Source organism: Fluctibacter corallii (assembly GCF_025751585.1).
Taxonomy (GTDB): domain Bacteria; phylum Pseudomonadota; class Gammaproteobacteria; order Enterobacterales; family Alteromonadaceae; genus Fluctibacter_A; species Fluctibacter_A corallii.
The window spans coordinates 185,410-208,204 of sequence record NZ_JAOWKX010000008.1; the positions used below are offsets into that span (position 1 = coordinate 185,410).

Consider the following 22,795-nt stretch of genomic DNA (forward strand, 5'->3'; position numbering starts at 1 on the left):
CGGTCAGTCGGTTAACGATAATTTCATGATCACGGCGTCTTCTTTGCCAGTCACACCGTCTTCTCCGTTTCTAGTGCTTGATATCGTGTAGTAGCCTTTACGCACCTCTATTTCCTCAAAACCTTTTTTCATGTAAAGCGAAATAGCAGCCTGATTGGATGCCCTGACTTCTAACCAGATCGCTTGACATTGCAGTTGACGACAGCGCGCCAAAAAAGCGTCGAGCAATTGCTCACCATACCCTTTCCCACGGTAATCCTGCGCAATACCAATATCCATCAATGTAACTTCACCGACAACATTCAACCCTATGTAATAGCCTGCTATGAATGATTCGGCGGTGGTGTCACTTGCTTTTTGCTCACTTACACTCAATGCAGCAGCAAAATAGGGCGGCGTGGTGCAATCTGTGAAAGTAGACAACGACCACGGATTGCTGTGGCATTGCACATGCAAATTATACATTTGCACAATGTGCTTTTCAGATAACGTAGTGATCAACATTTGAATACTATTTTATATAGACTGGAGCTGCTGCCAAAGGCGCTTTTTATCTGTTGCGGTTAATCCCGTATCGCTTAAAACAAACTGCGCCGGAACGTGAGCAACCGTATTCGTCGTGGTGAGTTTATCTTTTAAGAGCACCCATCCCACATCAGTATATTTTTCATATACCGACGCTAAAGAAACAGACGCATCAAATACCAGATCAGAGTGAGTCAACGATGTACATAGCATTAAATCTTGTAATAACCATGGAGGTAACTCAGAGGCATCAAATAAACACAGTGGCTTGCCACCTAATGATAGTTTTGATGTATCTGTTGCCACTGACGAATCGCCATCCACTTGCGAGACACTACTCTGCGTTGCATGACTATCGCCAATGTCAGCGTTTAAGCTCGCTGGAGACGAGTTAGCAGGTGATTCACTCTCATTCAGCGTCACTTGCAACGGTATATCATCGCGATAAACCCATGACTGAATACCCAGCTGAGATAACACAGCGCGTTGATACGAATTTAAATGACTTGATGTTTTCATGCGAGTAAGCATAACAGATAAAGTGGCAGGGGTGGAGGGACTCGAACCCCCAACCATCGGTTTTGGAGACCGCTGTTCTACCAATTGGAACTACACCCCTGCGGAAGAAGGCTGCATTATACCCATGCTAATGCAAAGGTAAAGTGCTTTTATGCATAAAATGTTTTATATGAACACTTTATGTGCAAACTGTATGAATATCGGCTTATCCGAAGGTTAAATCAGCCCTCAACGCTAATATTGCCCGGTTTCATGGTTCAGTCTTCGTGCCCATATCATGCTGTCGTGCCTGCGTGGCCGCGTACCAAAGTTGATTGGTAAATTGCACAAGTTCGCTAAACACGTGGCTCTCTTGTTCTAATATCGCGGGTTCCATCCCCCTTTCTTTGGCATAACCTTTTAAAAACCAGTTTTTTTCATTATCACTGAAACCGTTTATGTCAAAGCAAGATGCGATGTCATACATGGGGGCTCCAATGCCAGCGTATTCCCAGTCAAAAATGAGCCCCGTTGTGCTGACATGGAAATCAGCCAAATCATTATGGCACACCACTAACGGGAGGCGCGCCCAGTGGCTGTCTACCAAGGCAGCATGATAGTCAAAAGACGTTTGCAACGCACGCTGCGATTCTGGTGTTAAAAACCTAAGGTAGTGTCGCCAGTTATCCACTAACAGCAAAGGGGGAATTGTCATCTCAAGGGCGTGTGTGCGTAACATAGACGACAATAAGCACTGCATCCATGCAGTACGGTTTATGCTCGCATGTTTAAGGGTTATGACATCGCACCACTCGTCTACTTGAAACGTCTGATTGTCACTCAAATAGACAGGGGTTGGGGTCATACCCAAGCTGGCTATACTAGTTTGCATATCATAGAGTTGTGACCGATTCTTATTCACCACTTCGTTTAGCGCAAACGTCTTCACAAAATACCGCATATTGCCATCAACAAGCTGATAGCTACGGTTAATCGCACCACTAGCAATAGACGTTATAGCGGCATTATCTGACACAAAGCGTGCCTGATGTAGCTCTTTTAAAATGGTGCCCGACGACACCATTAGTTTGCGCCTGTCTGATGGGTAGATTCCAGATTATCAGCAACCGTGGCAGACGATTCATGGCTGCCCTGCTTACGGGTTTTTGACCATTGAATGTAGCCGTAAACCGCCATTGCGGTGTAGATCACAAATAAACATCCCGTCAGCGCTAGTCCTTTGCTGAAATAAAGATACGCCGCGGCGATATCAATCACAATCCAATACAACCAGTTTTCTAACACTTTATGTGCCACCAATACGGTTGTAAACACGCTAAAAACGGTAATTAACGCATCGAGCTGCAAATGTGCATTATCCAGCTGATCGCCCACCAGCCAAATAAGGCTTTGTGCCACCGCTACCAAAGCCACAATACAGAAAATGTGCCGTATCACAGGCCACGTGGTGACCGCTTGATCTTCAACGGGCGCTCGCTTCCATTTTATCCAGCCATATATCGCCATCACCAAGTAATATGCGTTTAGTACCGTGTGAAATGGCAACGAGACAGACCAAAAGATAACGGTATAAATGCCATTACTGACAAGCGCACTTGGCCAACACAGTATGTTTTGCTGCGCGGCAAACCACACATAGGCCATTGCCAATACCACAGCTATCCACTCAGCCGGCGATGTTGCGGCCAGCTGCCCAACAAAATCAGTAAAAAATTCAGCCGTTACCACACCCATTACTGCTCACTTTTCATGGCATCGCCATTTAAAAATTTACAAACGAAAATGGCTTGCCCCACTTCTTCATGACTTCGGCGCATCTCTTTCGTTAAAATCGCCATCGTTGCGTCATACTCCCCACGAACTATCGTGCTGGTAGCAGACGTACTCACATCTAGCTCAGAATAACTATTCAATCGCTCAATAAAGGTTTTTATTGGCGCAATATATTGCTCATTCAGTGGATACATTGATAATTCTGCTACCAGTTTCATGCTTGTTTTCTCCTAGAAATGATAACGCACGCTTGCGCCTACGCGACGAGGTTCGCCTAATTGTTCATAGGTTTTCGATTGATACTCGTTTCGGGGATCGTTGCCGAAATAAAATCCGCGTGTTGCGTAGTCTTCATCAAATAGATTTCTTACGTAAACAGAGAACTCCCAGTTATCGTATGTGTATGCCACACTCGAGTGCACAAGCACCATGTTGTCAGACTGCTGATCATGAGAGTATGAGTAGTAGAAACGATCTTTAGCATCTGCCTCAAATACCCATTTCAAACCATCCATAAGCGTGATATTTAGACCAACATTCGCTGTGTAAGACGGCGCATGAGCCTGCTCAAGACCATTATAAATGGTGGTTTCATCTTCACGCGTGACGCCATCTAGCTCAGCGTCAAGCCACCCCAAATGCGCAAACAATGTCACGTTATTGTGTAATTGATATGAAAGGTCTAGTTCAATTCCATAGTTGGTGCCGTCACCAGCGTTATTGTAAAAACCAACAAACGTCTGATCTCGAACAATCCAACTTTTATACTGCACGTCGTCACGCCATTGATAAAACGCCGCAAAATGCATCGTGAAGGTTCCATCAGGATTTCCGCCTTTGATACCTAATTCTGTGCCTAATAACGATTCTGAATCAAATGCTGCATTTGCCAGTAGTGTATCTCTAAACTCAACCAAGCCCTCGTCATTCAGCTTGCCAAGCGCTTCACCATTTACGCCCCCCATTTTGTAACTGCGGGTTCCTTTAACATATGCCATGGTTTGATCTGATACTTGAACGTGGTAGCTCAATTCTGCTCCCCAATCGCTCTCATCAGTTTGTTGAACAACGCCATTAGTGTCTATGTAGTCAAGAGACTGTTCAGCAAAACGGCCACTCACGCTCACCCAAGCATTATCAGATACTGAGAATCGATATTGTCCGAATAGTGCTGTATCTTCACGCTCAACCTGACTTTGAAAAGACGCATCGGCCCACGCGTCAAAGTCAAAGAACTGTCTGAGAAGATCTTCTTCTTCGTCGGCATAATACGCCCCTAACACCCAGCCATTCATGGTATCATTGTTGTTAAACACTTTTAGCTCTAAGGTTTTATCTTGGCGGTCGCGAAAGTAGTGATCGGTAGACGAGTATTCCCAGCCTGGCGCAATTCCGACGTAGCTCCAGTCTTCATCGTAGCCATATGCTAAGTCTGCATCCAGAAAAGTTCCAGTCAGTTTCACTTTTGCGCCACCCAAGCCATCGTACAAAGCAGACAGTGCGACTGCGTCACTTTCTTGTTTATCGAAACCGGGTTCGTCAGACAGGGTTGTACGATTTAAATCTAAAGAAAAAGCATCATAGCCATTATCGACATCAATATGGTGTGCCACCGCACTCAGGCGCAGTGTATCGGTTATATCAGCCTGAAGCTTAATACGCCCCGTAAATTCATCATGGTTATTGGTGTCATCGCGGTTAAGCGCATCGTTATCAATAAAACCATCGCTTTTAACCTGATGAGCAGAAAAGCCGATTAATACGTCATCGGTAATACCTGTGCCAGCCGCAACTCCAGCATTCCAACTGTTATAATTAGCCACGCCTGCTTCAACATTTACATGTGTGTCGGCAGTGGGCGCTTTGCTCACAACATTAATCATGCCGGCCAAGCCATCTGATCCAAAACGCGCGCTGTTGGGACCTTTGTAAATCTCTACTTGCTCAATATCAAATGTACTTGCACCTGCGGCCATCCCCGAATAGTTAATTCCATCAACGATGAAACCCACAGAAGGGTTAATCGGATCAACAAACTGGCTTCGCTCACCAATACCACGGATTTGGAAAAAACGACCGCGGCTAGCGCCCGCTGAAAAGTTTACATTCGATGCGCGATTTAAAATATGCTCGATATGGTCAGCTTGACGTGCTGCAATCGCGTCATCATTGATAACAGAAACTGATGATGCAAATTTTGATAACGGCGTTTGCAACATAGCTCCCGTTACCGTAATCGTTTCTATAGAGGATGTTTTGATAGACTTCTGATCAGTATCAGCCGCAGACTGAGCATGCGCCATATTCGCGCACACAAAGGAAGACAGTACACAGAGTGCGATTCGATTTACACGTCTTTGCATTTACAAGGATCTCTTATCGTTTTTAATTTTGAGATCCGGTAGTTGCGTGAAGATAAGGTAATAAGCTATACGCGAGCACCTATCCCTACGCCGGTTCTAACCGGATCAGGTTCTTAGGGTTTCTGACTGCACAATCGTGCACAGATCTCAGCCTGTCGGCACCCCTTGGTGAATAGTGTATTCAAGCGCGATGGTATTGATTGAAGTTTACCCACTTGAAACTGGCATTGGCTATACGCAAATGCCAAGCGAAGTTTACCAGCGTTGAGCATGGGTTACCAGACTCGCACAACGTGTAAATGTAGCCACCTCTTGAGCGAATTACAGCTAAATAGTAGCGATTTGAAAATACGCGCTGGCAAACTCGGAATTTGTAAACCAAATATAACGTTTTATCGTTTAAATTCTTGTCAATGGGTTATCACTTCGCCTTCTTGCGCTTGCAGTCATGATTCGGGTGTATCAAGATAGTCATATCATTAGCGGTGGGCGCAGTTGCTGCGCGCCCAGTCAAAGAAAAGGCAGAGGTATCATGCAAAATTTTATCTATCATAACCCTACCAAAGTCGTGTTTGGTAAAGGCAGTATCGGCAAACTCGCATCGCAGCTCCCCAAAGGTAAAGTCATGTTGCTGTACGGTGGTGGTAGCATTAAAAATAACGGCATATACGATCAAGTTACAGAGCAATTGAAAGGGCTTGATTGGTGTGAGTTTTCAGGTATTGAACCAAACCCCGAGTTTTCTACGCTTATGCAAGCAGTAGAAAAAATCAAAACCGAAAACGTAGACTATTTACTGCCTGTAGGCGGTGGTTCAGTTATAGATGGCACCAAGTTTATTGCCGCGGCTGCTCACTTTAACGGTGATCCCTGGGATATTCTAGCGGGAGGCGCTGCCGTCGAGTCAGCGTTGCCAATCGGATGTATCTTAACGCTTCCAGCAACAGGCACGGAAACCAATGCCGCCGCCGTGGTGAACCGAAAAGAGCTCGGTAAAAAGTTATCGTTTATATCTGATCATGTTCGCCCACAGTTTGCGGTACTCGATCCTGAAGTAACATATTCACTGCCTGAACGACAACTTGCCAACGGTATTGTTGATGCGTATGTGCATGTAATGGAGCAGTACCTTACTTACCCTGTCAATGCCACGGTGCAAGACCGATTTGCCGAAGGGCTATTGCAAAACCTGATAGATTTAGGCCCAAAAGTACTTCAAAGCAGCGACTACGATGTGCGCGCAAATTTGATGTGGAACGCCACACAAGCATTGAGTGGCTTAATTGGTGTGGGCGTACCTCAAGACTGGTCAACCCATATGATTGGCCATGAGCTAACGGCTCTGCATAACCTTGATCATGCGGTAACGTTGGCGATCGTGTTGCCTCGCTTGATGCATCATCAAAAAGAGCAAAAGCGCCAAAAACTGCTCCAGTATGCAGAACGTGTGTGGAACTTAAGTACCTATGATGAAGATTCTGCGATTGAATTGGCCATTGAAAAAACTGAACTTTTCTTCCAACAAATGGGCGTTAAAACGCGATTGAAAGAACATGGTATTGACGACGATGTCGCAGACAATGTCGCCAAAAACTTAACGAATAATGGTTACCTTGCCTTGGGTGAACGTCAGGATATTACGCCTGAGCATGCCCGTGAAATCGTCATGGCCAGTATGTAGCACGGTTTTCTTCACAATTTAGATTTCGACGCGCCCGTAGTGGCGCTTCTTTCTGGCCAGCCCTTTAGGTATATCGTTGCATCGGTTGACTATAGGGCACGCCCCTCACTTTATCTTTAACAAAGCCTGTATCATTCGATGGCTTAAGACTCTCCTCTTCCACTCAATTAACGATTACTTACACTTTTCAACTGTACTAGGCACAATAAGACATTGTTTTTATTTATAAAAAAGAAGATAGTAACAACATAAAAAGAAGGTACTTATACCTCTTCTTCAAAACTAAAAAGGGAAGTTGTTCCCTTTCAGGGAAATAGAAAGGCAGTCATCATGAATCAATATAAAATATTACTCCTAATAAGCACGTTGCTTTTTACCTCTACAATGCAAGCAAAAGACATAAAAATACCGATTGAAGGCTATCAACTGCATGCTACTAAGCAAGGGCAAGGCTCAAATATTGTGGTGTTTGAGTCTGGTTTTGGAAGTGATGCATCGGTGTGGGATACTATAGTTGCTCAGCTTCCTAGCACGTATACAAGTATTACCTACTCTAGAGCAGGCATTGGTAAGTCAGAAAGTGACGGTAACCCTAAATCAATAAAAGAGCATGTAAAAGGGCTAAAAACGGTGCTTGATCACTTAAATATTTCTAACAAAGTGACATTAGTTGGCCACTCCTATGGTGGTATCATTGTCACCGAATTTTTAAAGTCAGCCCCTGAACGGGTATCGGGTTTGGTATTGGTAGACCCAGCGACATTAGGCCAGCGTGTAGCATACAAAAAAGAGAACGAAACGCGAGTGCTTCAAGACGACAGTAAGTTATTAGGGTACATGCCACCACACATGGCGAGCCAGTACCAGAAGCTGATAGAACAGCTAGACATAACAAAAGATCACGAAAGCTATCCCGATGTACCTGTTTCTATAATCACGTCAACACATGTCGCCAAGCAGCCATTTACATTGGAAGAAACCAAAGAGGGTAAAGAAATATGGAAGCAATTACATACAAACCTGTTTAATCATTTCAACAATGGCCTACATATAAAGACGAGCGAAGTTGGGCACAATATTCATAAGCAAAATCCTGAGCTTGTTATTGATGCTATTCGCTTTGTGTCGAAATAGCGACACAACCAGAGTCGTTAACACGCGTTCCCCTCACAATGATAGTTCGCTTTGAGACAGGCGGTTGTTACTCGAACTACCAAGTGGGTACAATCATTGAAAAAGCGCCTAGAAAGGCGCTTTTTGGGTGTCTATATCCAGCAATCTATTGAGCTAGAATTTGCTTAAGCTCCTCTGCCGATTTTCTACGGTGGGTTTCAACATACGTTTGCAAGAAATCGAAAGTGGCTTTGGGGTGTTCGCCTTTTGCAATTTTCACTGCCGCATCTTTTACCAAGGTTTGATATAACAGTATTTCATTGCTTCGACTATTCAATTTTTTTGCTAAAGGCGTAGTGATACAATTGGCAATAAAAGCGCCATAAAGGGTTGTGAGTAACGCCACCGCCATACTCGCACCAATCGAGCTTGGATCTTCCATTTGTTGAAGCATTGCCACCAACCCGATCAAAGTCCCAATCATCCCCATTGCCGGCGCAAATTCTGAAAATGTCATTAACACTTTCACCGTTTGTTGGTTGCGCTCTCGCGTTAAATAAATTTCTTTATTTAGGTGTCCATGTACGCTTTCCTCGTCATAGCCATCCACAAGCATTTCCATGGCTTTCCCCACAAACGCATCGTGATAATCTTCTTCTTCTAATGCAAGTAATCCGTTTTTTCTTGATTTATCAGCAAGCCTAACACAGGTATCAATAGTGTCTTCAATATTGGTATTCGCGCCTTTAAATGCCTCTATCGTGTTGGTAATCGCATCAAAAAATACCTTTGGTCGCACGCTCATCATCACCGCGCCCAACGTACCAATAAATACAATTGCGATAGAAGAGATATTAACGTAAGAAAAAAACGACTCACCACCACTAAAAATTCCGCCAATAATGGCTACAAGTACCAGTAGTAGCCCCGTAATCGTCCCCTTGTCCATATTATAATCCTTCTTCTAACAGTGAAATGTGTGTTTGCTCTGGCTTACCTTGCGTTATGGCAATTTCAACCCGACGATTCAATGCTCGCCCTGCCGATGATCGGTTGCTCGCTAACGGCTCTGACGAAGCCAAACCGTTTGCTTGAATAAAGGGCAAATCCGCATTGGCAGAGAGCGTGCGGGCAACTGCCACTGCCCGAGCAGAAGATAACGCCAAATTATCTTCAAATAATTCGTTATTCACAGGTATCGAGTCAGTGTGCCCAGACACGATGATTTTTCCGGGAATGGTCATTAGCACTTCAGCAATATCGCGTAATATTGGCTTAAACGCCGGTTGCAAAAAGCCACTTCCAGATGCAAAGGTGCCTTGCTCTGAGATTCGAATAATCAATTGTTGTCCACGCTGATCAATAGAAAAGCGGCCTGCCTGTAAATGATCTGCTAATGCATACTTCAAACGCGATGTGTGCTTGTCTATTTCAGTTTCTGTATTCTTGTTCGCAGCACTGCTGTCTGTTGTTGGTGTTTTTGTAGGAGTCGGAAAGTTGGGCGCGCTTTGCGCCAAATCGGGCCGCTGCTCTTGCGTTACTTGCATCACCTGTTCAAGCAACGTTGGCTCATTCACTGATGGGCTAAATTGATCGAAAACGACACTTGTCCCTTTTGGAATATCTTCTTGTATAACATCGCGCTGTACACCAAACGCCATTTTCATTGAACCGGCAATTTGTTTAAATTTGATTACATCCAACTCTGAAAAAGACAAAAGTAGAACGAAAAAACACATCAGCAATGACATGAGATCGGCAAAGGTTGCCAACCAGCTTTGTTCACCTTCAGATTTTTCCGTTTCTGACAGTAGTTCTTCGCTTGAATATCCATCACGGGCACCCGCAGCCATACGCCAACTCCCTGCTCTCTCGTATAATTCAGTAAACGTAATTTTTCACGCAAGTAGGGCTAATGTATTGGAAATCAGAGGGTTAATACACGGGTAGTAGGTATTGAAGAATGAGTAAGCGCATACATATTCATACGAATTGCCCGCCGCTCTAACTCAGTAATTCCATAAAGATGTCGAGTAGTGCGCTTAATATTTAAGGTGCTGAAGTGTATCTGTAAGCGAGAAATAATGCTGAAGCTTTGAGGTCGCTCATTACTGCCGCTACACGCAACAAAACGAGAAAGTTAACTCAATAACCAGATGTCGCTTCGCATTAGTCGCAATGGCTTATATCTAATATCACACAGTTATTCGAAAGTTTCGACTTGACCCGATAGACTGCAAAAGACAAGGAGCGGACTGTCAGTGTTATTTTAGATTAATATTCAATAGAGTAAGAGAACTAACTGTATAGCGATGTTTTTCCCAAAAGTAACAACTTTCATGTCATTATGATTCAGAACATTTTTTAAGGATGAAGATAAATATGAAACATCTAAAACCAATTTGGATCTTGGTTACGTTTTTACTGAGCACATCGGTTATAGCAAAGGGTACACAAGAGCAACTATCGCTTAATCATCCTAAATTTGATGAACCGCTTTCTTTCGATATCAATCTACCTGCGGGTTATCATGGCGAAACTGATAAGTCTTACATTGTATTGTTTGATTTACATCACTATGCGCACACCTATCTAAGTGGTATGCATGATTGGATGAGTCACAATGGTGAGTGGCCTTGGCTTAAAACCATAATAGTCACACCCAGCGGTGGAAATCCTGTAGGTAAATTGTTTGATGTAACTGGTAAAAGTACACCTATGCTGGATTTTTTTGAGTCCAGCCTTTTTCCAGCCATTGACGCTAAATATAGAACTAAATCTTTCCGTATCATCAGTGGTTTTCGTCGTAATGGCAGTATCGCATTATCATCGCTTCTTAATAAACCAAAGCTTTTTAATGCCTACTTTGTGGTAAGTCCAGAGCTTGATAATGATTACGCAGGGATAATGTCAAACGCGAAGAAAAAGTTAGAAAACCTAGATGAAAAACCTCGCTTTTTACTGATTACAACAGGGGAATCGGTCAAAGAAGATCACCAACTTGACTCATATACGGAATTCTTAGAAATAATCAAAAAACATACTCCCAAATCTTTAGATCTTAATGAGCGAACACTAGAGCAGCATTACCACATGTCAATGCCGCTTATTGCCACTGCGATGGGAATTGAGCTGTTATTTGATGATATCCACAATGGTTTGGCCCCAGATTCAGAAATAGCCAAAAGTGGTTTCGATGCCATAGTCAAACACTATCAGTGGTTGAGCAGCGAAAAGTATGGTTTTGAGGTGTCACCTTTTTTCTCACTCAGAAATCGAGGAAATCTTTTATTGGAAAGTTCACCACAACAGGCAATTACTCTATTTGAAAAAATGAGGGATTTATATGCAGATGATGCTTATGCTATCTACTATCTTGCAAATGCCCATGCCACAGTAGGTGACTTTGAAAAAGCGATTATTTTGCAAAAGCAAGCAGTTCAAATGTCGGAAAGCATGCTTACATGGCATCAAAAACGCCACAAGAAATATTTACAATCATTTCAAGAGCAAGCAAAGCTCCGATAGGCATGCAAAACTCAACAACAAGACTGCGAAGGTCCGAAACACGTACACAGAAAACTGTCAGATTAAGTCGAGACTAATTCAGATTACTTCAAAATTGCTTGGTAATCACACTATTCCACTTTAGTTGTATCTGTAAGCGAGAAATAATGCTGAAGCTTTGAGGTCGCTCAATACTGCCGCTACACGCAACAAAACGAGAAAGTTAACTCAATAACCAGATGTCACTTCGCATTAGCTGTACTAGCTCATACTCGATCTGACAGTTTCAAAAACAGAACACGACCAAAACTGACAGTCTCTTGTGTACGTTGAGCCGACACTGACGAACTAGTTGCGAGCGACACAAAAGAGATGATTTCTGTTCAAAAGCGGACGCTCAACGCCCTGAGAAGGGGCATTTACCGCAGGCTAAAATACGGAAGTAAGTGACGGGAGGCTGCGCGTAGTTGTTCCGCTTACTTGGCTTGTTAGCTGCCATCTACTAGTAATGATAGCGACACGAGATAATCGTAACCGCTGTATCATCCACTACATATACCAAACGATTGGTATTATCTATTCTGCGAGACCAAAAACCTGAAAGGTTTTCTTTAAGAGGTTCTGGTTTTCCAATCCCCGCGAATGGAGAGCGCTTAACATCAGAAATTAGCTTGTTGATATGTTTCAAAGTTTTTTTGTCCTGAGTCTGCCAATATACGTAACTAGTTCAAGCTTCATCAGTCCATGATGATAACCTGTCACTCATCAATAAGTTCTCGCTGGGTCGTTTTACTCGCTTTAAACTGTGCAATTGAACGATTTACGTGTTCAGCGTTCGCTGGAGAACGAAGCAAATGAACAGTTTCCATAAGGCTGTTGTAGTAATCCAATGACATTACAACAGCATCTTCAGAGTCACGACGAGTGATTATAGTAGTGTCGGCATCGTTAATCACATTATCCAAAACGGCTTTTAGCCCATTTCGAGCTTCGGTAAAAGAGACTATTTTCACTTTGCATCGCACTTGTACAGTATATGTGACAAGTTTGGCTTGAAATTAAGTACATGTACAGGATGTTGTGCATTACTTTGCCGTGGCAGCTAATACTAAGCTAAGAGGCAAAAACGCAATGCGAAAATAGCGAAGCCGCATTGTGTTTTTGTCCCAGTGACCCGCGCAGTGGGTTGCGAATTAAGCGTTTTGTTATGTGAACTACCTTCCATGAAAAACGGACCAAAAAATCGACCTAGCTTGACGATATTTATGCCAGCTCTTAGGTTTGATTTTACAAAGAGTAAAGCCAACGCCAATCAAAATGATGGGCATAAACAAAAACGTGCCTTTAGCTTCCCTGTCATTTCGTTCAATACCATTTACGATGACTGTGGCCTCTGGGTCAAAAAGTAACTCCGCCGCTGCATAGCCAAATATCAGTCCAGCACCGATAAAGCATAAACCTACTAGACGAGTTAAAATTAAAAAGGTTGAAAATGGGAGTTGCACTCAATTTTTCCTGTTCATATAACGTCCCAATAACCGGCGCGCGTCCGGCACCGTAGGCGCATAGTTGATTGGTTTGTTAAGGATATTTTGCACGTATCTTATTGTGAAAATCTACAACACTTGTTACCTCAAGATTATTAATTTCTTCAACAGTCCAGGGCTTCAGTTTGTCATCGTTAACCGCTGTTGCTGTTGAACCCCCAAGAAATATAGACCAATGAGTCTCTTCTGGACCAAAACCATCAGAAGACAAGTGAATATATTTAAGCTGAGGCCATATGGATGCAGCTTTTTTTATCGCTGGAACTGCAATAGATGGTGGAATATTTGCGCCTAACCAAATAGCAGCCGAAACTTCATAATCATTTGTTAATTCTTCATCATAGATACTCGCAGATAATCCCAATGCTTCCATTGCGGAAACCACTTTGTTTGAATCTGGGAGGTTTGCAATATCTGCCTCGTAGAGCACAGAGTTCTCTATTTCATCTATTATTTGGTTTCTTTCAGGCTCATTTGATTGGGCCTTGATGCGCTCCAGCTTGGCTTTAAGGGATGACTCAATACTAGGCCCCTCGCTTTTTAACAACACACTTTCACTATATCTATTTTGATCTTTTAGCCATTGAGCATATTCTTTTCCATCTTGAAGGTTTGGCCTGAATTTAGTAAGCATTAGCAACATGTAAAGAACAACGCCAATGATAAGTATCGACGTAAATATAATAAGGTAGCCTGAAGCCCAATCAGGTTTTTGTATTTGCGAAGCAGCTGTCAATAACACACCTGACAACAGGATCAGCATAACGAACCAGGCAGCCATGAGCTGTATTGGTGAGTTAATCTTTTCTGCCTTAATTTCAGGCTGCGACATTCTTATATCCTTAACAATTTAATAGTGACCGATTGGGTCGTTTTCCTACCAGCAATCGTATCATTTTTATCATATCCATATTTTTACCAAATTACCTAACTCATTGCTAACTATCTTCTTTTTTCGCGTTGTTCAACTGGTACAAAGTGATAAATGACCGATTGGGTCATTTGCTTGAATATAGGAGAACTTTTAATGTGCTGTATATATGAACAGTGGCCATTCAAGGATGAATTATGAAAACTCGCTCACCATTTTTAAACGGCAAGGTGCAAACGGGGTTGTAAGCCCTCTTAGCAAAACTTTTTGATATTTTATATTGTAGAACGAGCGCTACTTATTACGATTCTAGTTGGAACTTATTGCATTCAGATTGGGAAAACCTCAGAGTCCGCTTTCTGCCCTTTGTGTCTCTTGTATCCTAAACCTTGAATGTCCGCTCATTGTCTGATGCGGCCTGTCAGCTAAGGTCAAAACCTTAGAGTAAATATGTCAGATCAAGTATAAGTTAGTACACATTAGCAGTATCTGTAAGCGAGAAATAATGCTGAAGCTTTGAGGTCGCTCATTACAGCCGTTGCACGCAACAAAACGAGAAAGTTAACTCAATAACCAGATGTCGCTTCGCATTAGCAGTATCTGTAAGCGAGAAATAATGCTGAAGCTTTGAGGTCGCTCATTACTGCCGTTGCATGCAACAAAACGAGAAAGTTAACTCAATAACCAGATGTCGCTTCGCTCAGCATTTCGTTTCATTAATTTCTCGTACAAAAAAGCCGCTTTCGCGGCTAAGGTTGGGAAAGGTTAGTGACCTTCACTGACTTGGTTGACGGTATATTTGGGGATTTCAACCACCAAGTTTTCGTCTTTGACAATTGCCTGACAACCTAAACGCGATTCTGGCTCTAGGCCCCACGCTTTGTCTAACATATCGTCTTCAAGTTCATCACTCTCGTCCAGTGAATCAAAGCCCTCTTTAATTACAACATGGCACGTTGTACACGCGCACGATTTTTCGCACGCATGCTCGATACCAATACCATTCTGTAGTGCAACATCTAGTACTGTTGCTCCCTCTTCGGCTTCCAATACTGCACCATCTGGGCATAGCTCGGGATGAGGTAAAAATATGATTTGTGGCATGCCAATTGTCCTCTTTTTGACTAAATATCGTCGACGGTTTGCCCCGTCAACGCAGCCTGAATTGATTTGTCCATTCGACGTTGAGCAAATACCTGACTTGCTGCATCGACACGTTCTATCGCGCCCTTGATGGCATCAACATCGTTACCTTGCGCCAGCTCTAGCATTTCAGCCAACGCTCGCTCTATCGTTGTCGTCTCTTCTTGAGACAATAAATTTTTGCCGTCTTTAGCAAGTGCAGCTTGTAATGTTTCAGCTACGCGAGAAGCCTCTACTTGCTGCTCTTTTAGCATTCTGGCCTGCATATCTTCTTTTGCATGCTCCATTGATGACTTCAACATGTCAGCAATCTGTGATTCTTCAAGACCAAAAGACGGTTTAACTTCAATGTTTGCTTGTACGCCTGAAGACTTTTCCATCGCGGTCACACTAAGTAGGCCATCGGCATCAACCTGGAACGTGACACGAATGTGCGCAGCGCCAGCAGTCATTGGCGGAATACCCTGCAACGTAAACTTTGCAAGCGAACGGCAATCAGAAATCAGTTCTCTCTCCCCCTGGACCACATGAATCATCATGGCTGTTTGACCATCTTTAAATGTGGTGAACTCTTGGGCTTTAGCAACAGGAATCGTAGTATTGCGTGGAATGATTTTTTCAGTCAAGCCGCCCATGGTTTCGATACCCAAGGAAAGAGGCAATACATCAAGCAAAAGCATGTCTGAGTCAGGCTTATTACCTGCCAAAATATCTGCCTGAATGGCTGCCCCCATTGCCACCACTTTATCAGGATCGATTGACGTTAAAGGCGTTTTGCCAAACATGCTGCCGACTTTGTCTCGAACATAGGGGATGCGTGTTGAACCTCCCACCATAACAACTTCAAGCACGTCGTCGATTTCAATTTCTGCATCTTTGACCGCACGTTTACACGCTCGCAATGTCTGTTTAACGAGTGGTTCGATTAGCTTTTCAAAGTCTACGCAGCTTACTAAAACATCATGCTGTGCTTGGCTGTCATCTTCGAAAGATGCCGTTGCAACTGAGTCAAAACTCAGTCCTTCTTTAACCATCTTAGCCTGATCGATAAGTCGGCGATGCAAGCGCGATGAAAGTTGCTCGGGTAATCCTGCTTTCTCACGAATAAAGTCAACAAGAAGATGATCAAAATCATCACCACCGAGCGCCGAATCTCCGCCAGTCGCTAAGACTTCGAACACGCCTTTAGAAAGACGCAAAATCGAAATATCAAACGTACCGCCGCCAAGGTCATAAACCGCAATTACACCCTCTTGCCCCGAGTCTAAACCATAGGCAATGGCTGCTGCGGTAGGCTCATTGAGTAGACGAAGTACGTTCAATCCCGCTAACGTTGCCGCATCTTTTGTCCCCTGACGCTGCGCGTCGTCGAAGTATGCAGGTACGGTGATCACCGCCCCGACTAACTCGTCACCCAACGATTCATTCGCACGCGCTTTCAACGTTTTAAGAATTTCAGCCGAGACTTCGATTGGATTAACGGTTTTATCACGCACAGCAATAGATGGATGAGCGCTATCACTGCCAACAAAATGATACGGAAGGTTTGGGTACGCTTTTTTAATGTCTTCAATTCCTCGACCTAAAAAGCGTTTCACCGAGACGATTGTATTCTCAGGATCTTGGCTTGCGCTGGTCAATGCCCTGCGCCCAACGATAATTGCATTTTCTGCATATTGCACCACCGAAGGCAGGCCACTTTCACCTTCTGCATCTGGAAGCGTTTCAGTAACACCGCTTCTCACGGTCGCAACCAGTGAGTTAGTTGTCCCTAAATCAATACCGACGGCTAATTTACGCTCATGCGGCGCAGCCATTTGTCCGGGTTCTGCAATTTGTAATAGTGCCATTTAACTAAGCCTGTAATTTTTAGTTAAACAAGGCGCTCATCAAAACGATAATGCGTCTTCTTTATTTTCTATTTCACTTAAAAGCTTGAATAAAAACTTTAACTTGCGAATTTCATCAGCAGCATCTGTATTATGAGATTCGTCATCTTTTTCTAGTAATGATGCTAGCCTTTTGAGGTGCGATGACTTTTGCTGAAGAATTTCTTCTTGCAGCTCTTCTAACGCATCTAGAGGATCTTCTGCCGTGTTAACTTCATCAAGCTGCTCTCGCCATTCCATCTGCTGCATCAAAAACGCTGGGTCTTGCATAGTTTGTTGTTCATGTTGCAACTCAACGCCACGCAAGCTCAACATATGCTCTGCTCGAGGCAAAGGCTTCTTTAACACTGAATATGCGTCATTGATCATGGCGTTTTTTTGCACTGCAAGCGCTTTTTCTGATTCGCTGGCTGCCGCAAATTTGTCTGGGTGCGTTAGCTGAGACAGTGTTTGGTACGCTTTACTTAACGCCGCCATATCAAGATGAAAAGAGACGGGAAGATTAAAAAGTGAAAAGTAATTCATGGTGTTAATACTACCGGGCTACTAAAAAATAAGCAGGTGGTTAACCTGCTTAAACATTAAAACTTTCGCCGCAGCCACACTCACCTTTGGCATTTGGGTTAGTGAATTCAAAGCCTTCATTGAGACCTTCTTTTTTAAAGTCTAACTCCACACCATCTAGATAAACCAAACTCTTGCCGTCAATGATAATTTTCACGCCATTAGCATCAAACACTTCATCATCGGCATTGAGTTCGTCAACAAACTCGAGCACGTAAGCCAGCCCTGAACAGCCAGTGGTCTTTACTCCCAGACGCAAGCCAATACCCTTTCCTCTATTTTCAAGAAAGGTTCTCGCTCTTGCTGCTGCTGCATCAGTTACTGTAATGGCCACGTACTGCTCCTTTGTTGACGACTAATCGCTAAATTAATTCTGGTGTTTGGTTTTGTAATCTTCAACTGCTGCTTTAATTGCATCTTCGGCTAGAATTGAACAGTGAATTTTTACTGGCGGTAGCGCGAGTTCTTCCGCTATGTCGGTGTTTTTGATTTGGGTCGCTTCGTCTAGCGTTTTACCTTTCACCCACTCTGTCACCAAAGAGCTCGACGCAATTGCAGAACCGCAACCATACGTTTTAAACTTCGCGTCTTCGATTACACCGTTGTCACCTACTTTAATTTGTAGCTTCATTACGTCACCACATGCTGGTGCGCCTACCATTCCAGTTGCGACTGCTGGGTCATTCTTGTCAAATCCACCTACATTGCGTGGATTTTCGTAGTGGTCAATTACCTTGTCACTGTAAGCCATGATCGGTTACCTCAATTGTGACGAGAGGCTGGCCTCTCGCATACAGAATAAATGAATTAGTGGTGAACCCACTCAACTTTGTCTAAATCAACACCGTCTTTGTACATTTCCCAAAGCGGAGACATTTCACGTAGTTTCTCGATCGCGTTTTGAATAACACTCACGACATAATCAATTTCTTCTTCCGTCGTAAAACGCCCTACGCTGAATCGAATAGAGCTATGTGCCAATTCGTCACTTAAGCCAAGTGCACGTAATACGTAAGACGGTTCAAGGCTTGCCGATGTACACGCTGAGCCTGACGAAACAGCCATGTCTTTCAATGCCATAATCAAAGACTCACCTTCCACGTATGCAAAGCTAACGTTAAGGTTTTGCGCAACGCGCTGCTCCATATCACCGTTGACGTACACCGCTTCAATTTCTTTAATGCCGTTCCACAAACGATCACGAAGCTTAACCGCATGTTCGCGGTCTTTCTCTAATTCTAATTTTGCCAGACGGAAAGCTTCCCCCATACCCACAATTTGATGAGTAGGAAGCGTACCTGAACGCATACCACGCTCATGACCACCACCGTGCATCTGCGCTTCAAGGCGAATACGAGGCTTTCTGCGCACATAAAGTGCACCAATACCTTTTGGACCGTAAATCTTATGGGCTGAAAACGCCATCAAGTCAACTTTCAATTCTTGCAGATCGATGTCAACTTTGCCGACACTTTGCGCAGCGTCTACATGAAAAATAATTTTGTTTTCACGGCAGATTTCGCCAAGGGTTTTGATATCTTGAACGACACCAATCTCGTTATTAACGTGCATCACACTTGCCACAACGGTATCTGGACGAATAGCCGCTTTGAACTTCTCGATATCGATCAAGCCATTCGCTTCTGGCTCCATGTAAGTCACTTCGAAACCTTCACGCTCTAATTGGCGACATGTATCAAGTACGGCTTTGTGCTCCGTTTTTACCGTGATAATGTGCTTACCCTTTTTACCATAGAAATGCGCAGCACCTTTGATAGCTAGGTTGTCGGCTTCTGTTGCGCCAGACGTAAAAACAATCTCACGAGGATCGGCGTTTACACACTCTGCAATCTGGTTACGAGCGATATCTACCGCTTCTTCTGCCTGCCAACCAAAACGGTGAGAGCGGGATGCAGGGTTACCAAAGTTGCCATCCTGAGTCAGGCACTGCATCATTTTTTCAGCAACACGAGGGTCAACAGGTGTTGTTGAAGAATAGTCAAGATAGATAGGTAGCTTTAACTCGCTCATTTCTTGCTCCGGTTACAACTGCAAACTAACTTCAATTTCATTTGCAACTATATGATTTAATTGTTTATTTCGGTCTTGCCTGTCGGCGACTTCTTGCACTTCATTTTTTGCCATAAGTTCGCCAAGGGTGATGCTGTCTAAAAATAGACTGATACGTTCGCTTAGATCTTGCCAAAGCGTGTGCGTTAAGCAACGCATGCCCCCCTGACAGTCTGCTTGCCCCTGACAACGAGTTGCATCAACAGACTCATCAACAGCGCGAATGACTTCGCCTATTGAGATGTGGTCAGCACCGCGACCTAAGCGGTAACCACCACCGGGACCGCGAACGCTTTCAACCAATTTTTCTCTACGTAAACGAGAAAATAACTGTTCTAAATAAGAAAGCGATATTTCTTGTCGCTCAGATATGTCTGCCAACGGCACTGGCCCTCTTTGCGCATGCAGTGCGACATCTAAGAGCGCCGTAACGGCGTAACGACCTTTTGACGTTAGCTTCATAACATTTACCCGACATTGAATTGAGGTAAATAGTCACATACCCGACTAATTTAGTCAAGTATTTAACCTAGTATTTTAGTCAAGTATTCGTGCTTTGATGTTCTAAGATAGAGCAATTTGTAATGAACTAGATCTTGGGATCAAATTCATCAGGCACCTCTTCAGGTGGGAAGGCTAGCCCCGACTCTCTCAGCGCGTCTACGTCGATAGACGGCAATGCATCACCACAAACACTCCCACCCATCTTGTTGATTTCTTTACACATTTCCTCAACTTTTGTGTCGATGAGATGAACATGTTCAAGCATCGCACCAATGGCATTGGCGACGGGATCTGGATTGTCGGGCGATACGGCATAGGCATCGAACCCATATTTGCGCGCGATTCTATCACGCTGATTATTTTTTTCCTGATCTTTTTCAGATTTTTGCATCACTACGCGCCCCGGAATCCCTACAACGGTGGCATATTCAGGCACATCTTTAACAACGACAGAATTAGAGCCTACTTTGGCAAACTTACTGATTGTTATCGGGCCGAGAATCTTCGCTCCCGCGCCCACTACAACATTGTTCTGCAATGTTGGGTGTCGCTTGCCTGCCCGCCACGAGGTTCCGCCCAACGTCACCCCATGATACAAGGTCACATCGTCACCTATTTCTGCGGTCTCGCCGATGACGACCCCCATACCATGATCGATAAAAAATCGTCGACCAATGGTTGCTCCAGGGTGAATTTCGATGCCAGTTAACCATCGTGAAAAAGTGGAGATGGTGCGCGCCAACCAAAACCACTCTTTTCGCCATAGTCGATGGCACAATCGATGCAACCAAATAGCATGCAAGCCAGGGTAGTTGGTCAATACTTCCCAAGTAGAGCGCGCAGCCGGATCACGATGAAATACGCTCTGAATATCGTCGCGTATGCTGTTAAACATGGCTAGCCTTTGCGCCCCGTCGCTTTATCTATTGACGCCAATATGCCGCGAAGAATATTGAGCTCCTGACTCTCTGGCCTCGCACGATTGAATAATCGACGCAACTTTGTCATTACCATGCCAGGATGTTTTGGCACAATAAACTGCGTCGCTTTTAATGTCTTTTCTAAGTGCACATAAAAACGCTCAAGATCATCTGATAAAGGGTATTCCTCTTCTACGGGTGCAATACGGGTTTTGTTCAAAAACGCCATACGAATTTCATAGCACAAGGTTTGCACTGCGGCAGCTAGGTTCAGTGAACTGTATTCAGGGTTAGCGGGAATACACACATGAAAATGACAAAGTTGAAGCTCTTCATTCGTTAGCCCGCTATTTTCGCGACCAAATACCAGCGCCACTGGGTATTGAGGTACTTCAGCGATGAACTTTTCTCCGCACTCTCGCGGCTCTAACATCGGCCACGGTAGCGTTCTAGAGCGAGCACTGGTACCCACCACAAGACCACAATCTTTTACCGCTTCCTCTAGCGTGTCGACAGTTTGAACATTGCCAAGAATATCGCCTGCTCCAGCCGCCATTGCACTGGCATGTCCATCAGGTGCTTTTACAGGGTCAACCAAAACAAGTTGTGACAATCCCATGGTCTTCATCGCGCGAGCGGCAGAGCCGATGTTTCCGGTGTGCGACGTATTAACCAAGACAATTTTAATGTTATCGAGCAAGTTTGTTTCTGACATTGATATCGACTTCTACTGTGTGACAGATTGATTGGACTAAACCGAAAATAGTAACACATTTTGATGAGGCTACGCGACTCTCGGCCACCAATAAGTTAAGTATAAGATAAAATCTTCTTGCATTTATTCAGGAAATTGATAGACTGCGCGCCGCATTTTTGCTCACTAAGTGAACAGCGCGTGAGCGGCAGTGGTTTCACTGCGACAATTTTTTTTAAACGTTCTTTTAAAATTGGTGGTTTTTCTATGCATCCTATGCTGAATATTGCGGTGCGCGCTGCGCGCGTGGCGGGCTCAATCATTGTCCGTGGTTTTGAAAATCGTGACGACCTAATGACGCAAGTGAAAGGTGAAAACGATTACGTTACAAGAATCGACCGTGAAGCAGAAGAAGCGATCATTAAGAAAATCCAGCAATCTTACCCTGAGCACAGCTTCGTCGGTGAAGAAGGCGGTGTTGTAGAAGGCAACGAAGAGTTCAAATGGGTAATCGACCCTCTCGACGGCACAACTAACTTCATTAAAGGCATTCCTCATTTCGCTGTATCTATTGCCCTTATGCATAAAGGCAAGTTAGATCAAGCCGTGATCTTTGATCCAATTCGAGGTGAGTTGTTCACAGCCAGTCGCGGTCAAGGCGCACAATTAAATGGCTTCCGCATTCGTGCAAACAGCCCTCGCGAACTTCGCGGCACAGTGCTAGCGACAGCATTGCCGTTTAAAAACAAAGGCCGTCTTGAAAGCTACATGAAAAGCTTTACTAGCATTTTCAACCAGTGTGGTGACATTCGCCGCGGTGGTTCAGCAGCCCTTGATTTAGCCTATGTTGCAGCAGGCCGTTTTGATGGTTATTGGGAACGTGGCATTAAACCGTGGGATACAGCAGCAGGTGAACTACTTGTACGTGAAGCTGGCGGCTTGGTAACGGATTTTGCAGGCGGTAACGACAACATGCAAAAAGGTGAAATCGTTGCTGGCGGTCCAAAAGTTGTTCGAGAGCTGGTACTTCAGCTTAAAGACTAACGATGATACGTTGCTTAGACACTGAATAAATAGACAAGGGAGGCAAATGCCTCCCTTTTACTTTTCCA

Annotated in this window: 24 protein-coding genes, 1 tRNA gene, 1 pseudogene and 1 riboswitch; of the genes and pseudogenes, 4 read left to right on the forward strand and 22 right to left on the reverse strand. The window is 44.0% G+C overall.

What is annotated here, in order from left to right:
• Positions 1–3: 3 nt before the first annotated feature.
• The 7 genes from rimI to OE749_RS15440 all read right to left on the reverse strand — a co-directional run bounded on the left by rimI (position 4) and on the right by OE749_RS15440 (position 5,180).
• Entirely contained in the window at positions 4–504 is a 501-nt protein-coding gene (gene rimI / locus OE749_RS15410; protein WP_263713369.1) for a ribosomal protein S18-alanine N-acetyltransferase, read from the reverse strand.
• A gap of 12 nt (positions 505–516) precedes the next feature.
• Positions 517–1,044 (reverse strand): hypothetical protein, encoded by a 528-nt coding sequence (locus OE749_RS15415; protein ID WP_263713370.1) that lies wholly within the window; start codon positions 1,042–1,044, stop codon positions 517–519.
• 23 nt (positions 1,045–1,067) lie between these two features.
• Positions 1,068–1,144: transfer RNA gene (locus OE749_RS15420), tRNA-Trp, on the reverse strand.
• 150 nt (positions 1,145–1,294) lie between these two features.
• Positions 1,295–2,107: a phosphotransferase gene (locus OE749_RS15425; RefSeq protein WP_263713371.1), complete on the reverse strand. Its 813-nt coding sequence runs from the start codon at positions 2,105–2,107 to the stop codon at positions 1,295–1,297.
• Complete coding sequence (gene pnuC, locus OE749_RS15430) at positions 2,107–2,778, reverse strand: nicotinamide riboside transporter PnuC (protein WP_263713372.1); 672 nt, start codon at positions 2,776–2,778, stop codon at positions 2,107–2,109. The genes OE749_RS15425 and pnuC overlap by 1 nt, the downstream gene beginning before the upstream one ends.
• Entirely contained in the window at positions 2,778–3,035 is a 258-nt protein-coding gene (locus OE749_RS15435) for a hypothetical protein (protein WP_263713373.1), read from the reverse strand. The genes pnuC and OE749_RS15435 overlap by 1 nt, the downstream gene beginning before the upstream one ends.
• 12 nt (positions 3,036–3,047) lie before the next feature.
• Positions 3,048–5,180: a TonB-dependent receptor gene (locus OE749_RS15440; RefSeq protein WP_263713374.1), complete on the reverse strand. Its 2,133-nt coding sequence runs from the start codon at positions 5,178–5,180 to the stop codon at positions 3,048–3,050.
• Between the two features lie 64 nt (positions 5,181–5,244).
• A riboswitch (TPP riboswitch) is annotated at positions 5,245–5,356 on the reverse strand.
• A gap of 356 nt (positions 5,357–5,712) precedes the next feature.
• Here OE749_RS15440 and OE749_RS15445 point away from each other — a divergent pair.
• Together OE749_RS15445 and OE749_RS15450 are read left to right on the forward strand one after the other, a co-directional pair.
• Complete coding sequence (locus OE749_RS15445; RefSeq protein WP_263713375.1) at positions 5,713–6,861, forward strand: iron-containing alcohol dehydrogenase; 1,149 nt, start codon at positions 5,713–5,715, stop codon at positions 6,859–6,861.
• Between the two features lie 330 nt (positions 6,862–7,191).
• On the forward strand, positions 7,192–7,995 hold the full coding sequence (locus OE749_RS15450; protein WP_263713376.1) for an alpha/beta fold hydrolase: 804 nt from the start codon (positions 7,192–7,194) through the stop codon (positions 7,993–7,995).
• A 145-nt stretch (positions 7,996–8,140) separates the two neighbouring features.
• On the opposite strand, the gene OE749_RS15455 is transcribed toward OE749_RS15450, so the two are convergent.
• Positions 8,141–8,923: a motility protein A gene (locus OE749_RS15455; RefSeq protein WP_263713377.1), complete on the reverse strand. Its 783-nt coding sequence runs from the start codon at positions 8,921–8,923 to the stop codon at positions 8,141–8,143.
• Position 8,924: 1 nt separating this feature from the next.
• Positions 8,925–9,827, reverse strand: a complete 903-nt coding sequence (locus OE749_RS15460; RefSeq protein WP_263713378.1) for a MotB family protein — start codon at positions 9,825–9,827, stop codon at positions 8,925–8,927.
• Between the two features lie 517 nt (positions 9,828–10,344).
• Between OE749_RS15460 and OE749_RS15465 the strand changes: the two genes are divergently transcribed.
• Complete coding sequence (locus tag OE749_RS15465) at positions 10,345–11,502, forward strand: alpha/beta hydrolase-fold protein (RefSeq protein ID WP_263713379.1); 1,158 nt, start codon at positions 10,345–10,347, stop codon at positions 11,500–11,502.
• 481 nt (positions 11,503–11,983) lie between these two features.
• Here OE749_RS15465 and OE749_RS15470 read toward each other — a convergent pair.
• The 13 genes and pseudogenes from OE749_RS15470 to trmJ form a co-directional block, all read right to left on the reverse strand.
• Positions 11,984–12,247 (reverse strand): annotated as a pseudogene (locus OE749_RS15470) (Txe/YoeB family addiction module toxin).
• Positions 12,240–12,494 (reverse strand): type II toxin-antitoxin system Phd/YefM family antitoxin, encoded by a 255-nt coding sequence (locus OE749_RS15475; protein WP_263713380.1) that lies wholly within the window; start codon positions 12,492–12,494, stop codon positions 12,240–12,242. The pseudogene OE749_RS15470 and the gene OE749_RS15475 overlap by 8 nt, the downstream one beginning before the upstream one ends.
• A 201-nt stretch (positions 12,495–12,695) precedes the next feature.
• Positions 12,696–12,986, reverse strand: coding sequence for a hypothetical protein (locus tag OE749_RS15480; protein ID WP_263713381.1), 291 nt, complete (start codon positions 12,984–12,986; stop codon positions 12,696–12,698).
• Between the two features lie 76 nt (positions 12,987–13,062).
• Positions 13,063–13,860: a hypothetical protein gene (locus tag OE749_RS15485; RefSeq protein WP_263713382.1), complete on the reverse strand. Its 798-nt coding sequence runs from the start codon at positions 13,858–13,860 to the stop codon at positions 13,063–13,065.
• Between the two features lie 804 nt (positions 13,861–14,664).
• Positions 14,665–15,003 (reverse strand): ISC system 2Fe-2S type ferredoxin, encoded by a 339-nt coding sequence (fdx, locus tag OE749_RS15490; protein ID WP_263713383.1) that lies wholly within the window; start codon positions 15,001–15,003, stop codon positions 14,665–14,667.
• 20 nt (positions 15,004–15,023) lie between these two features.
• Entirely contained in the window at positions 15,024–16,892 is a 1,869-nt protein-coding gene (gene hscA, locus OE749_RS15495) for a Fe-S protein assembly chaperone HscA (RefSeq protein ID WP_263713384.1), read from the reverse strand.
• A 39-nt stretch (positions 16,893–16,931) separates the two neighbouring features.
• Entirely contained in the window at positions 16,932–17,456 is a 525-nt protein-coding gene (gene hscB / locus OE749_RS15500) for a co-chaperone HscB (protein ID WP_263713385.1), read from the reverse strand.
• A 49-nt stretch (positions 17,457–17,505) separates the two neighbouring features.
• Positions 17,506–17,829 (reverse strand): iron-sulfur cluster assembly protein IscA, encoded by a 324-nt coding sequence (iscA, locus tag OE749_RS15505; protein WP_263713386.1) that lies wholly within the window; start codon positions 17,827–17,829, stop codon positions 17,506–17,508.
• Between the two features lie 33 nt (positions 17,830–17,862).
• On the reverse strand, positions 17,863–18,246 hold the full coding sequence (gene iscU / locus OE749_RS15510; RefSeq protein ID WP_263713387.1) for a Fe-S cluster assembly scaffold IscU: 384 nt from the start codon (positions 18,244–18,246) through the stop codon (positions 17,863–17,865).
• Between the two features lie 56 nt (positions 18,247–18,302).
• Positions 18,303–19,526, reverse strand: coding sequence for an IscS subfamily cysteine desulfurase (locus OE749_RS15515; protein WP_263713388.1), 1,224 nt, complete (start codon positions 19,524–19,526; stop codon positions 18,303–18,305).
• Positions 19,527–19,538: 12 nt separating this feature from the next.
• Entirely contained in the window at positions 19,539–20,027 is a 489-nt protein-coding gene (gene iscR / locus OE749_RS15520; RefSeq protein WP_263713389.1) for a Fe-S cluster assembly transcriptional regulator IscR, read from the reverse strand.
• Positions 20,028–20,154: 127 nt separating this feature from the next.
• Positions 20,155–20,964 (reverse strand): serine O-acetyltransferase, encoded by an 810-nt coding sequence (cysE, locus tag OE749_RS15525; RefSeq protein ID WP_263713390.1) that lies wholly within the window; start codon positions 20,962–20,964, stop codon positions 20,155–20,157.
• 2 nt (positions 20,965–20,966) lie between these two features.
• Positions 20,967–21,689 (reverse strand): tRNA (cytosine(32)/uridine(32)-2'-O)-methyltransferase TrmJ, encoded by a 723-nt coding sequence (gene trmJ / locus OE749_RS15530; protein WP_263713424.1) that lies wholly within the window; start codon positions 21,687–21,689, stop codon positions 20,967–20,969.
• A gap of 261 nt (positions 21,690–21,950) precedes the next feature.
• Here trmJ and suhB point away from each other — a divergent pair, with 261 nt between their 5' ends.
• Positions 21,951–22,727, forward strand: a complete 777-nt coding sequence (suhB, locus tag OE749_RS15535) for an inositol-1-monophosphatase (RefSeq protein WP_263713391.1) — start codon at positions 21,951–21,953, stop codon at positions 22,725–22,727.
• The last annotated feature ends 68 nt before the right edge of the window (positions 22,728–22,795 follow it).

Coding starts and splice junctions, on each gene's coding strand:
- fdx (WP_263713383.1), bottom strand. CDS start 15,003: ATGCCACAAATCATATTTTTACCTCATCCCGAGCTATGCCCAGATGGT.
- OE749_RS15460 (WP_263713378.1), bottom strand. CDS start 9,827: ATGGCTGCGGGTGCCCGTGATGGATATTCAAGCGAAGAACTACTGTCA.
- OE749_RS15465 (WP_263713379.1), top strand. CDS start 10,345: ATGAAGATAAATATGAAACATCTAAAACCAATTTGGATCTTGGTTACG.
- cysE (WP_263713390.1), bottom strand. CDS start 20,964: ATGTTTAACAGCATACGCGACGATATTCAGAGCGTATTTCATCGTGAT.
- pnuC (WP_263713372.1), bottom strand. CDS start 2,778: ATGGGTGTGGTAACGGCTGAATTTTTTACTGATTTTGTTGGGCAGCTG.
- iscU (WP_263713387.1), bottom strand. CDS start 18,246: ATGGCTTACAGTGACAAGGTAATTGACCACTACGAAAATCCACGCAAT.
- OE749_RS15440 (WP_263713374.1), bottom strand. CDS start 5,180: ATGCAAAGACGTGTAAATCGAATCGCACTCTGTGTACTGTCTTCCTTT.
- OE749_RS15445 (WP_263713375.1), top strand. CDS start 5,713: ATGCAAAATTTTATCTATCATAACCCTACCAAAGTCGTGTTTGGTAAA.
- OE749_RS15415 (WP_263713370.1), bottom strand. CDS start 1,044: ATGAAAACATCAAGTCATTTAAATTCGTATCAACGCGCTGTGTTATCT.
- iscR (WP_263713389.1), bottom strand. CDS start 20,027: ATGAAGCTAACGTCAAAAGGTCGTTACGCCGTTACGGCGCTCTTAGAT.
- OE749_RS15425 (WP_263713371.1), bottom strand. CDS start 2,107: ATGGTGTCGTCGGGCACCATTTTAAAAGAGCTACATCAGGCACGCTTT.
- OE749_RS15455 (WP_263713377.1), bottom strand. CDS start 8,923: ATGGACAAGGGGACGATTACGGGGCTACTACTGGTACTTGTAGCCATT.
- hscA (WP_263713384.1), bottom strand. CDS start 16,892: ATGGCACTATTACAAATTGCAGAACCCGGACAAATGGCTGCGCCGCAT.
- OE749_RS15435 (WP_263713373.1), bottom strand. CDS start 3,035: ATGAAACTGGTAGCAGAATTATCAATGTATCCACTGAATGAGCAATAT.
- OE749_RS15515 (WP_263713388.1), bottom strand. CDS start 19,526: ATGAGCGAGTTAAAGCTACCTATCTATCTTGACTATTCTTCAACAACA.
- suhB (WP_263713391.1), top strand. CDS start 21,951: ATGCATCCTATGCTGAATATTGCGGTGCGCGCTGCGCGCGTGGCGGGC.
- hscB (WP_263713385.1), bottom strand. CDS start 17,456: ATGAATTACTTTTCACTTTTTAATCTTCCCGTCTCTTTTCATCTTGAT.
- rimI (WP_263713369.1), bottom strand. CDS start 504: ATGTTGATCACTACGTTATCTGAAAAGCACATTGTGCAAATGTATAAT.
- OE749_RS15450 (WP_263713376.1), top strand. CDS start 7,192: ATGAATCAATATAAAATATTACTCCTAATAAGCACGTTGCTTTTTACC.
- OE749_RS15485 (WP_263713382.1), bottom strand. CDS start 13,860: ATGTCGCAGCCTGAAATTAAGGCAGAAAAGATTAACTCACCAATACAG.